General features: G+C 41.4%; 9 protein-coding genes and 1 pseudogene. 4 read left to right on the top strand and 6 right to left on the bottom strand.

All coding sequences use genetic code 11. The annotated features are described in order from the left end of the window. From ABF638_RS25270 to ABF638_RS25260, 3 genes and pseudogenes are all read left to right on the top strand, one after another. A pseudogene (locus ABF638_RS25270) lies at positions 1 to 218 on the top strand (hypothetical protein); the annotation flags it as partial. 93 nt (positions 219 to 311) lie between these two features. Next, positions 312 to 2,582 carry a cation:proton antiporter domain-containing protein gene (locus ABF638_RS25265; protein WP_435025663.1) on the top strand — a complete coding sequence of 757 codons (2,271 nt, stop codon included), beginning with the start codon at positions 312 to 314 and terminating at the stop codon, positions 2,580 to 2,582. A gap of 731 nt (positions 2,583 to 3,313) precedes the next feature. Continuing rightward, entirely contained in the window at positions 3,314 to 5,098 is a 1,785-nt protein-coding gene (locus ABF638_RS25260; protein ID WP_435025662.1) for a diguanylate cyclase domain-containing protein, read from the top strand. A 545-nt stretch (positions 5,099 to 5,643) separates the two neighbouring features. Here ABF638_RS25260 and ABF638_RS25255 read toward each other — a convergent pair. After that, positions 5,644 to 5,862: an Hfq-related RNA-binding protein gene (locus ABF638_RS25255; protein WP_069073355.1), complete on the bottom strand. Its 219-nt coding sequence runs from the start codon at positions 5,860 to 5,862 to the stop codon at positions 5,644 to 5,646. A 69-nt stretch (positions 5,863 to 5,931) separates the two neighbouring features. Between ABF638_RS25255 and dapF the strand changes: the two genes are divergently transcribed. Continuing rightward, positions 5,932 to 6,771: a diaminopimelate epimerase gene (gene dapF, locus ABF638_RS25250; protein ID WP_435025661.1), complete on the top strand. Its 840-nt coding sequence runs from the start codon at positions 5,932 to 5,934 to the stop codon at positions 6,769 to 6,771. 75 nt (positions 6,772 to 6,846) lie between these two features. Here the strand turns inward: dapF and ABF638_RS25245 are convergent, their stop codons facing one another. From ABF638_RS25245 to ABF638_RS25225, 5 genes are all read right to left on the bottom strand, one after another. Further along, positions 6,847 to 7,845 (bottom strand): DMT family transporter, encoded by a 999-nt coding sequence (locus tag ABF638_RS25245; protein ID WP_435025660.1) that lies wholly within the window; start codon positions 7,843 to 7,845, stop codon positions 6,847 to 6,849. A gap of 59 nt (positions 7,846 to 7,904) precedes the next feature. Then, positions 7,905 to 8,555 (bottom strand): DNA-3-methyladenine glycosylase family protein, encoded by a 651-nt coding sequence (locus tag ABF638_RS25240; protein WP_435025659.1) that lies wholly within the window; start codon positions 8,553 to 8,555, stop codon positions 7,905 to 7,907. Then, positions 8,539 to 9,240, bottom strand: a complete 702-nt coding sequence (locus ABF638_RS25235) for a methylated-DNA--[protein]-cysteine S-methyltransferase (protein WP_435025658.1) — start codon at positions 9,238 to 9,240, stop codon at positions 8,539 to 8,541. The genes ABF638_RS25240 and ABF638_RS25235 overlap by 17 nt, the downstream gene beginning before the upstream one ends. Before the next feature lie 4 nt (positions 9,241 to 9,244). Beyond that, the gene (locus tag ABF638_RS25230) at positions 9,245 to 10,480 is read right to left on the bottom strand and encodes an RNA-guided endonuclease InsQ/TnpB family protein (RefSeq protein WP_435025657.1); all 1,236 of its coding nucleotides are present in this window, start codon (positions 10,478 to 10,480) and stop codon (positions 9,245 to 9,247) included. A gap of 222 nt (positions 10,481 to 10,702) precedes the next feature. Continuing rightward, the gene (locus ABF638_RS25225; RefSeq protein WP_435025656.1) at positions 10,703 to 11,290 is read right to left on the bottom strand and encodes a Uma2 family endonuclease; all 588 of its coding nucleotides are present in this window, start codon (positions 11,288 to 11,290) and stop codon (positions 10,703 to 10,705) included. Between the last annotated feature and the right edge of the window lie 385 nt (positions 11,291 to 11,675).

The following is an 11,675-nucleotide window of genomic DNA, read 5'->3' as shown; positions in this document are numbered from 1 at the left end:
TTCATCCACCTTTAATCCTCGTGAATGAGTCTTTGAACTGGATTCATCCACCTTTAATCCTCGTGAATGAGTCTTTGAACTGGATTCATCCACCTTTGATCCTCGTGAATGAGTCTTTGAACTGGATTCATCCACCTTTGATCCTCGTGAATCAAGATACCTTCAAAAAGCTTGATATCTCTTTCCTACTTAACTGCTCCTTGCTCCCTTTAAAGTAAACAAATTTTGTCGCTCTTTCACCAAACAAGCTGTTTGGAATCATAAAACTTTGTATCCTAAATTAATAGGTCTTAATAGTTCTTTTAAAACTGGTGCAAGAAGATTTTAGGTTAATTGTTGATTTAGTTTTAGTTCTAGGCGTTGCAGCCTGTGGCGGATTACTGGCAGCACTTTTGCGACAACCCGTGCTGCTGGGGTATCTCATTGGTGGGATGATCATTGGCCCAGCCGGACTGGGATTGATTAAAGAACTTATTCAAGTAGAGACTCTGGCACAGTTCGGGGTTGCCTTTTTATTATTCGCTTTGGGTGTGGAATTTTCCTTTGCGGAACTCAAGAAGGTAAAAGCGATCGCTCTTGGTGGAGGTGGACTCCAGATTGCTCTGACGATTTTGGTTACGGTTTTAGTCTGTGGGGTGACAGGAGCCTGGGGAGCCTTACCTGCTAAGGGGATGTTTTTGGGGTGTATTCTGTCCTTGTCTTCTACAGCGGTTGTCCTCAAGTGCTTGATGGAGCGCAACGAAACAGAAACGCCTCACGGGCAAGTGATGCTAGGGATTTTGGTAGTCCAAGACTTGGCACTGGGACTAATGTTAGCAGTCTTACCAGCCCTCAACCAACCAGCAGAAACCATTGGTATCGCCGTACTCACAGCGCTAGCTTCGATTGGTTTATTTGCCGCTGGCGCAGTAGCAGCAGGAATTTGGCTGATACCGCCTTTGTTGCGACTGTTAGCCCGGACTGAAAGCAAAGAACTATTTTTATTAGGGGTTGTAGCTTTATGTTTGGGCATTGCTCTGTTGACAGAGCATTTGGGACTGTCTATTGAAATGGGGGCATTTGTCGCCGGTTTGATGATTTCTGAGGTGGAGTACGCCGATCAAACTCTGACTTATGTCGAACCCCTACGAGATATCTTTGCCAGTTTATTTTTTGCTGCCATTGGGATGTTAATTGACCCAGTGTTTTTGTGGAACAACCTGGAATTGATTTTGGGGTTGGTGACACTAGTTTTCGTTGGTAAATTTTTGATTATCACGCCCTTAGTGAAACTGTTCCGCTATCCTTTGAAAACAGCCATTATCGCAGGTTTGGGATTGGCGCAAATTGGGGAATTTTCCTTTGTTCTCGCTAGTGAAGGGCAGTCTTTGGGGCTGGTGTCCCGACAAATATACTTATTAATTTTGGGAACTACCGCAGTCACTCTCATGCTTACTCCCTTTGTCCTGCGGTTAGTACCATTTTTATTTAACTTTGCTGAATCAATACCTTGGTTGAAACCATACTTAGAGGAACAAGAGGCGCGGGATGTGTCGGAAGATTTGCCCTTCAAAGACCATGTGGTAGTCTGCGGCTATGGGCGAGTCGGCAAGAATTTGGTGAAATTGTTGCTGCAACACGACCTACCTGTGGTGGTAATCGACCAATCAGAGAGTAGAATTCAGCAGTTGCGTGAGGCTGGGGTGTCTTATGTTTATGGCAATTGCGTCAGTTTACACGTTTTGGAAACTGCTGGCGTGAATCATGCCAAAGGAATGGCGATCGCACTTCCAGATCCCATGAGTACTCGTCTTTGCTTAAAACGCGCTTTGGAATTGCGCCCAGAATTAGATTTGGTTGTCCGTGCTACCCAGGATAAAAATATTGAGGTGCTGTATCAATTGGGAGCTAGGGAAGTTGTGCAACCAGAGTTTGAAGCCAGCTTAGAAATGGCAACCTATTTATTAACTGGCTTAGGCTTGTTGTCACCATCTGTCGTCCAACGGGAAATGCAGCAAATCCGCAACGATCATTATTTAGATTTGCGCCCAGAGCTTTCTGCAACCGAAGTCGCCCGCGATTTGCGCCAAGCAACTCTCGATTTAAATCAGCGCTGGTATCCTCTCCCAGATAATTCGCCCTTAATTGGTATGAGCATAGAAGAAGCAGATATGCGCTACTTAACAGGAGCGAGTTTGATGGCAATTCGCCGCGCTAACGGCGATGAAATCGATTATCCCAGTAATCAAACCAGATTGGAAAAAGGCGATCGCTTACTGGTAGTGGGAGCAGATGAAGAACTGGCGGCTTTGGCAGAATTCGCGAAGGGACAAGCGGCTGTTCCCGGAGAAAATAGTGCTTGTCAGTGGGTTACAGTCAATGCAAATGCACCAACGCTAGGTAAAACCCTTAAAGATTTAGATATCGCCAAGCAATTTGGAGTACAGGTACAGGCGATCCGGCGAGATGGCAAGTTTATCCGTTATCCTGATGGTGGTATGGATTTGCGAGTCAGCGACCAAGTATTGTTATGTGGTGGACTGACAGGTTTGAGTCAATTAGAGCAGTTATTTGCGATCGCCAGTTCAGTACCTTATACCTGAAAACTCCTGTAATTACGAATTACGTTCGCTTTTGATAATATCAAGCTTCAAGATGTTGTCTCTGATGGGGACATCATCAATCTGTATTGTCAAGTGGATGCGACAAAATGGGCCAAATCAATCTTGAAGACTGGCAATCTCTTGGCTTTGACAACTCTAAATTTTGATTCTATTTTGCAGCAACCCCTAATTAATGGGGTCATCTGCTTGACTGTTGGCAATTGCAGAAGTTTTCGGTCTACTGACCTTGTTTGATAATAGAATTTCCCTAAGATTGAGCTTAACTTTTTATAAATTTATTCTGTGATTACAATACTTTTTCATTTCTTCTTTCAGAGGATGTTTTAAAAGTGGTTAGCTGTAATTTTAGGCACTTGTTGATCCCCCCAACCCCCCTTAAAAAGGGGGGCAAAATCTCTAAAAGTCCCCCTTTTTAAGGGGGATTTAGGGGGATCTAAAACGTTTTGCTACCGACCAGAGGACTTTTAAAACATCCTCTCATCTGTCACAGACTTTGGCGATAATGATAATTACTGTACTGTATACGCTGTACGTTATCCAAAATCATTTGTGAGCAAGCTTTTTAAGACTTAATGGCAAAAGTCAGATAGAGAGAAGTGACCATGAAACTTTCTTACGCGATAATGGTTATAAACTACGAAAAACTACATTATGACAGCATTGTAGCTATCAATTCTCATCTTTAAAAGATTACTGAAAGTATACTTGTAATGTTGGACAAAAGTTTACGTATTATTACGAAGGTATCTGCTAATCTACTCTGTAAGCTTTTAGGACAGCCTAGTGTTAGTAATTTAGAAACTCAACTGCATGATAAACAAATTCAAATTCAGCAGTTAGAAGAGCAAGAAAAGGCGCTTTACCGAGTTATTAGCAAAATTCGAGCTTCTCTTGAGCTAGAAACAATTTTTCGTACAGCTACTAAGGAAACTTGCAAGTTACTGCGTGTTGAACGGATTGCCGTTTACCGTTTTTATGAAAACTGGAGTGGAGAATTTGTCAGCGACTTTGAGTTTGCAGAGACTGGATGGGATGATGTAGAAACATTAGGAAAAAATACAGTTTGGAATGACTCTTATCTACAAGAACATCAAGGTGGACGGTATCGTAATAATGAAACTTTAATTGCTTCAGATATCTATGCAGCAGGCTTGTCTCAATGTCATTTAGAAATTTTAGAACAGTTCCATATTCAAGCTTATGCAACTGCACCAATATTTGTAGGAAAAAAACTGTGGGGAGTGCTTGCAGCTTATCAGCATTCACAGCCACATGAATGGAAAAAATTAGAAATTCAGTTTCTGTCTCAGATTGCAACGCAGTTAGGATTTGCAGTGAAACAAGCAGAATTTTTAGCTCAAGCAGAACAAAAAGCAGCAGAACTGTATAAAGCAAATCAGCAGCAGGATATTCTGTTTAATTTAGTGGCTGAAATTCGTGAATCTCTAAATCTAGACACCTTGTTTAAGACTACTGTAAGAGAAATTCGTAAGGCTCTCCGTAGCGATCGCGTCAGTATCTTTCGATTTGACCCGGAATCGAACTATACCTCTGGAAACTTTGTCTCTGAGAATGTATTGCCTGACTACGATTCTACGATCGACATCAAGGTGAGAGATGATTGTTTTGGTGAAAAATATGCACTTGCTTATCACCAAGGGCGTATACAAGTAGTATCAGATGTTTATCAAGGTGGGCTAGAGGATTGCCACATTCAACTGTTAGAGCAATTTCAAATCAAGGCGCAAATTGTTGCACCTCTAATGAAAGGAAAAACTTTATGGGGATTACTATGTGTTCATCAGTGCTATTGTTCCCGTGAGTGGAAAACTTCAGAAATTCAATTCATCCAACAGTTAGCAGCTCAGTTTAATGTAGCCTTAGAACATTCTGAATTACTAGAACAATTCCGCTCTCAAGCTAATCAACTTGCTGAAGCAAACCATGCTTTAGAAATTGCAAATTCTCAGCTAGAAAAAATTAGTAAGCTAGATGCTCTAACCCAAATAGCAAACCGTCATTGTTTTGCTCAATTTCTAGAGCAGGAATGGAATCGATTAAGACTAACTGAAAATTATTTATCTTTAGTTCTATTTGATATTGATTATTTCAAGGATTATAACGATTCTTATGGACATCTAGCCGGGGATGAATGCTTAATACAAGTTGCTCGTGCAGCACAATCTGTATTAAAGCGTCCTACCGATCTACTAGCTCGTTATGGTGGTGAAGAATTTATTGTAATTTTGCCAAATACAAACGAATCAGGTGCGATTAAAGTAACTAAATTGATTCAAAAGTCTATTGAAGAATTAAAGATTCCCCATAATAAGAAGAATAACTTTCAATATTTTGTGACCGTCAGTTTAGGTGTTGCGATTCAAAGACCAACAGATAAAGGTTCATCTCAAGACTTGATTAATGCAGCCGATAAAGCTTTGTATAAGGCTAAAGAACAAGGACGCAATCGGTGGGTTTGTGCTGAAAAACTCTAAGAGGTTGTTTGAAAAGTGTTTCGCTGTGACTTTAGATACTTTTAGATCCCCCCTAACCCCCCTTAAAAAGGCTACCGTGTATACACAAGTCGGGTTGAGAATCAAATAGAGGGAAAAGAACGGAAAATTATTTTTAAAATCCTTGATTTTCCGTTAATTCTATATCAATAAGCTGACACTATTGATAATCAGCTTGATAAGCTCAAAAGCTTGCCTACTAAGGCTTGCATCTTACCAGGCAAGGATTTTAGGACTTGTGTATACACCGTAGCCCTTGACAAGGGGGAGTTAGAGGGGGTGAGAAGGACTTGTGTGTACACCGTAGCCTTAAAAAGGGGGGCAAAAAATTCTCAAAATCCCCCTTAAAAAGGGGGATTTAGGGGGATCTAAAATTTTTGATGCCTACAAGAGGATTTTTCAAACATCCTCTAAGTTCAGTGACGAGGAATAGGGGATCAGAAAGAGGCAGGGAGCCGGGAGAGGCGATTGAAATCCTTGCTCAACTTCGTTTTGCGGCAGAGTATAAGGAGTATTTCCCCCTGCTCCTAACTCACTTTCGGCTTGATGTAAGCGATCGCTTGTTTCCAAACAGTGCTTTGCTGACTGTTTTCATCAGCAATACAGATACACTGTGGGTCTTGCCATAAAACCTTTCCTGTCAACACATCACCAGTCAGCAGCTTTAATTCCACTGGCGTTGTTTGTTTAATCAGGTTTTGGACTTGTCTAATACTGGGTAAAGTGGTGTCAAATTCGGTAAGCATTTTTAGTAAAGATGAACCTACAAGGCAAAATAAAGAGTAACTAATCCTTGATAATTCATCCTTGAAGAAATGGCAATCGAATTTACTAAGTATCATGGTCTAGGCAACGACTTTATTCTGATTGACAATCGCTCGTCATCTGAGCCTGTAGTCACTCCAGAGCAAGCCATCAAGTTGTGCGATCGCCACTTTGGTATCGGTGCTGATGGTGTAATTTTTGCCCTACCTGGAGAAAATGGCACTGACTACACCATGCGGATTTTTAACTCCGATGGTTCAGAACCAGAAATGTGTGGCAATGGCATTCGCTGTTTAGCTGGCTTTTTAGCAGATTTAGAAGGAGAATCCCGGAATAAAGATTCATATCGGATTCATACTTTGGGTGGTGTAATGACTCCCCAACTCTTATCTGATGGTCAAGTTAAAGTAGACATGGGTTTACCCAGGTTACTCGCTAGCGAAATTCCGACTAATCTTGCACCCGCCCAAGAAAAAGTTATTTCTCAGCCGTTGGAGGTGGCGGGGAAAACTTGGGATGTCACCTGTGTAAATATGGGAAATCCTCACTGCATTACCTTTGTGGAAGATGTCGCAGCAATTGAACTAGAAAGCATCGGCCCAAAATTTGAGCATCATCCAGCTTTTCCCCAACGCATAAATACCGAATTTATTCAAGTGGTACGCCGTGACTATTTGAAAATGCGAGTGTGGGAACGGGGTGCTGGGATTACATTAGCTTGTGGAACTGGTGCTTGCGCTTCTTTAGTGGCTGGAGTGTTAACTGGAAAATGCGATCGCACCGCGACTATAGAATTACCGGGTGGTCCCTTGGAAATTGAGTGGTCAGAATTAGACCAACGTGTTTATATGACAGGTCCGGCCCAGAAGGTATTTACAGGTAAACTGTAACCGCTAATTTTGAGGGTTTGTAGTAAGGACTTTAGTCCTTATTTTCTAAGCACTAAAGTCCTTACTACGAACTTGTTAAGATTCACTTTCTGCTGGAGATTGGATGGGGGGATTAACACTAGAACGGATAGATTCTTTATTAGAAATTGCTAGATATATACCCCCTAAAATTAGAGCCAATCCTAACAAGTTAAAAATACTCAAATTTTCCGAGAAAAGTATCCAAGCAAGAATAGCAACAATCACTGGATTGAGTAACAACAATAAAGAGATGAATCCTGAAGAAAAAGTTTTCAGGCTGTATACAATTAAGCCATGCCCCAAAGCTTCGCAAATAGCAGCTAGGGCAAATACTACTAACCACCCCGATAAAGTAACTGGGAAAACTTGTTTTTCAAAGATTAGGACTACTGGAATCATCAATGAAGTTGCGATCACGCAGCGCCAAACGAGGATGGTAATAATTGAAAACTTATTGCGAATTTGCTCGATAAGTAAAAAGTTTGCCGCATAAAATATAGATGACATCAGGGCAACAGCATCGCCTGTAAAATTATTATTAGAGCGTAATAAATCTTCAAATCCGACTGCGATCGCACCCACTATTGCTAATATCAGACCGAGAATAAATTTGCGTCCAAAAATTTGATTAAAAAATAGCCACCCTCCTAATGTAGTAAATAGCGGATTCAGACTACCTAACGCGTTAGCATTAGCAGCACCAGTTTGAGTTAGCGACCAAGTCCAAGATAATCTACCGATTACATGTACTAGACCCACTGCTATTAAGAAAGCTATCTCTTTGATTGGATAACGCTGCTGTGGTAATACAGGTTCATCATCTTTAATGTGAGTCCGGGCTTGGTTAATTCCACTCCATAATCCAAAGATAATAGTCGCTATCCATAAGCGATTAAATAATGTAGCAACAGCGCTCATTTCGTTAACAGCAATTTTAATAAATATTGCTGTTGATGATAAAGCTAATAATGCAATTATTACTGTGATTATCGGCAGGATGTTTGAAGCTTTATCAGGTTTTTGTTCTGTTAGGCTTAATTTATTTTCTACCATTTAATTTATATTTATTAAACAAACTGCCAAGTACAAAGGAGCAATCATTAAGTGCAAGTTTACGGAGATTTGGTATTACCATTACTTAGGTAGTAGTGCCATAGAAGTCTTGCAGCTACCGCTCGCCAGGGTCGCCAATGCTGTGTCATTGCTTCGAGTTCTGCTGGTGTTGGGCGTGTCGCCAAGTTTTTGAGTTTGTGTAATGCGATCGCGATCGCTAAATCGCCTTTAGGAAAGACATCAGGACGTTGCAGCGCCATGAGCAAATAAATATCAACTGTCCAGTCTCCGATACCTTTGAGACGCTTTAACTCTGTTCTGATAGTAGTTTCGTCCATTCTTTCCAGCTTGGTTAGATCAAGCTGACCACTTGCAATCGCATTCGCCAACCCACGACAGTATAGAATCTTTTGCCGACTGAATCCAATCTCTCTTAATTGAGCATCATCCAATATTAGAAAGTTTTCTGGCGTTAGAGTTACAACCACGCCACATAATCGGTTAAATACAGCTTTTGCAGCTGCTAAGGAAACTTGTTGTTCCAGAATTATGCACAGAAGTGTTGCAAAACCCGGTTCTCTTGACCAGATTGGTGGAGGCCCCAGTGTCTCTAAAATCCGAGCCAAATCGCTGTCAAGATTGGCAAGCACCATTAAACCACGGGTTAGACTTTCTTCAGTTAACGATGCTAGTTCAGGTGTTTGAGTCATCTTTGAGAAATTTCGATTCTTGTGTAAGCAGTTTTTGTTTGCGCTCAATTCCCCAGTGGTAACCGCCAAGACTGCCATCACTCCGCAGCACACGGTGACACGGTACAATCAGCGCTGTTGGATTAGCTCCACAAGCATTTGCCACCGCGCGGACTGCTTGGGGTTTGGCAATATCACGGGCAATATCGGTATATGTGCGCGTTTCGCTGTATGGAATTTTTTGTAATGCTTGCCAAACCTGTTTCTGAAATGCTGTCCCACGGACATCAAGTGGTAAATCGAGATGTGTTTTATCTCCCGCAATCAAGTCGAGGATTGCTTGTATCCAGTCTTTGTGTGTGTGATCATCACGCATGATGTGCGCTTGGTGAAATTCTTGATTCAAAATGTCTTCAAGCTTGTCTGCTTCATCACCTAGTTTAACGGCGCAAATACCCTTCTCTGTTGTTGCCACCAGCAAATATCCTAGTAGACATGGAGCGATCGCATAGACAATGCTGATTGTCTTTCCAGCTTGTTGGTAAATCTTTGGTGTCATTCCCAGTTGTTTAGGTGCTTTCTCATACAATTGGCTACTTGAACCATACCCCGTATCGTAAACTGCATCAGCAATTTCTTCCCCTAACTGGAGACGCTGTTTCAATCTTTGGCTACGCAGCGCATCTGCATAGTAAACTACTCCCACCTGCCTAACGGCTGAGGTGGGAGCTTTCAGAAGCCCTAGAAATATCAAATAAGTTTAGTTGCACGTACTCAGTCTTTCTACAAAAGAGCACATCTAACTTACAAGACAATCCCGAACCACGAGGCTGGCTTACAATCACAGCCCCAATTACAGAAATATTTTTCGCGCCATTCAAATCAGCATCACCAACCCATCCACAATGACCACAAACAAACTTCTTACCACTGCGATACGATTCACCCTTCACAGGATGAATATGCAAACAGTTGTGGCAAGTTTGCGAGGTATAGCGTGGGTCAACAATAACCAGTTTCACCCCAAACTTAATCGATTTGTAGTTTATGAATTGCCGCAACTGGTAGAAACTCCAACTATTAGAAAGTCGGCGTTCTCGTTTCCCACCTATCTTGGTGTTTGTGCGTTCTCTGATTCCGGTCAATTCTTCCAAGGCAATCATCTGATTGTTGTTCTTGGCTCCCTTTACGATTTGGTAGCTAGTGACATGATTAATGTGAGCCTGAAAACGCCTCTCTTTCCCCGACAACCGTTGCTGAAGCTGACGGCATCTCCGCCGACTGCTTCTTGTGCCTTTCGCGGATTTGTGTTGGAGTTGTGCCCTAACTCTGGCGTATTTATCTCGAATCTTGGTTATGTTTTGCCCACTGAATTTATCCCCATCGGAAGTAACCGCAATATCTGTCCTGCCCAAATCGATACCCAATACTTTATCTGCATCTTCCGGCATTGGTGGCTCAGATTCAAGCTGAATATTCAGGTAGTATGTGCCATTTTTACGTTTTACCAAAGTCGCTGTTTTCGGGTTTTGTCCTTTCAACAATCCCCTTTGGTAATTACCAATGGCAAGAATGAACCTTTCTCTACCACCAATCAACGTCAAACTAACAGTCCAGTCTAACTCTTTAAAGCTGAATGTTCTTACGTCGTAGGTTGCCGAAGTCGGGGCAAATTTTTTAACAACAAACCCCTTCTGTTTGGCAGTCTTGCGATTTCCCGATACTCTCCTTACCGCATGAATAGCCAACTGAGAAGACAAACCAAACAACGCCCTGACGCTGTGATAAACCAAAGATTGCATCGCCAATTCGTTTACCAATGTTGGTGGTGCAGTCTTGTTCACGTATTCGCAAGCATCTGCAAAAGCCTGCAATGTTGCATCAATTTTGGCAACTTGTTCAGGTGTGACTTGGAATTTGCAGGATACTGTCAGGACTTGCTTCATAAGCTTATAATACCTCAATACATTAAATGTATTAAAAAACTATTTTCTATCTGATTGTTGCGATCAAAGTTGCCTGCGATTGACTGCAACTATGGCTAAAGAATATTACGTGCGATGCTTTTGATGTTGAGTTGCGTAGGCGTAGCCCGTCGTAGATATCGCATTTATTTTCTGATAATAATTTATGATAATTATGCTAGCGTTGTACGATATGCGAATTACTTACCAAATTTCCGCCAAATCTAAAACAAATCCTGGCAAAATATCTTCTCCAGATAGAGTTTTAGGACTTTGTAAAATCTCAACTTCTCTATTGAGACGATAAACCTCTACTTGCTGCTGTCCTCTATTAATTAACCAGCCCAATCTTGCGCCATTATCGATGTATTCCCTCATTTTGGCTCGCGTTTTTTCTAATGAATCACTCGGAGACATTAACTCAACCAAAAAATCGGGACACAAAGGAGCAAATCTTTCTTTTTCTGCTTCGCTTAAAGCATTCCACCGTTCCATTTTCACCCAGGAAGCATCTGGAGAACGCTCTGCACCATTAGGAAGTTTGAAACCACCAGAAGAGTCAAAGGATTTTCCTAGCTTATTTTGACGACTCCAAGCTCTTAATTGATAAGTTAAATCAGCATTACGGTCACTAGTACTACTCCCAGTAGGTGGCATAATAATTAATTCCCCTGAAGCTGTCCGTTCAAACTTTAAGTCTCGATTATTTTGACAAAGCTGAAAAAATTGCTCGTCAGTCAAGTCGATATTTAATTCGAGGGTAGGAGGTAAACTGACGGTGGTATTATTCATGTTATCAGTTTGGGTGTAACTAGTATATTTATTCTAGTAGTTTGTCAAGTTAACTATAGGAATCCGCTTTGATTTCTGAACTAATTTGCGTGGTGCGCGTTCGCGGAGCGTGTCGCAGACAAGCGCAGCGCAAGCGTGATAGGCAGGCAATAGGCAACAGTCAAGAAGGCTTCTTAGTTGTACTGAGTTTTTTCAGAAATCAAATATGAGTCCTATAGGATTCCTATAGGAGTCCTGTATGTTAAGTAAATAAGTTTGTAGTAAGGACTAAAGTCCTTGTATTAAACATCAAGTGCTTAATACCTAGCAGGTTTTCGTTAGCTTGATGGATTATTATAGTAATCCTGAATCATTTGTGATCAAAAATATCCCCAACTTCTTTAAT

Source organism: Nostoc sp. CALU 1950, assembly GCF_051172895.1.
GTDB classification, from domain to species: Bacteria; Cyanobacteriota; Cyanobacteriia; order Cyanobacteriales; family Nostocaceae; genus Nostoc; species Nostoc edaphicum_A.
Note: the sequence above shows the minus strand (reverse complement) of the source record. Positions and strands in the feature narration are given on the sequence as shown.

What these genes read in the sequence shown, in the direction of transcription:
- ABF638_RS25260 (WP_435025662.1), top strand. Translation starts at nt 3,314, where the DNA reads ATGTTGGACAAAAGTTTACGTATTATTACGAAGGTATCTGCTAATCTA.
- ABF638_RS25255 (WP_069073355.1), bottom strand. Translation starts at nt 5,862, where the DNA reads ATGCTTACCGAATTTGACACCACTTTACCCAGTATTAGACAAGTCCAA.
- dapF (WP_435025661.1), top strand. Translation starts at nt 5,932, where the DNA reads ATGGCAATCGAATTTACTAAGTATCATGGTCTAGGCAACGACTTTATT.
- ABF638_RS25245 (WP_435025660.1), bottom strand. Translation starts at nt 7,845, where the DNA reads ATGGTAGAAAATAAATTAAGCCTAACAGAACAAAAACCTGATAAAGCT.
- ABF638_RS25240 (WP_435025659.1), bottom strand. Translation starts at nt 8,555, where the DNA reads ATGACTCAAACACCTGAACTAGCATCGTTAACTGAAGAAAGTCTAACC.
- ABF638_RS25230 (WP_435025657.1), bottom strand. Translation starts at nt 10,480, where the DNA reads ATGAAGCAAGTCCTGACAGTATCCTGCAAATTCCAAGTCACACCTGAA.
- ABF638_RS25225 (WP_435025656.1), bottom strand. Translation starts at nt 11,290, where the DNA reads ATGAATAATACCACCGTCAGTTTACCTCCTACCCTCGAATTAAATATC.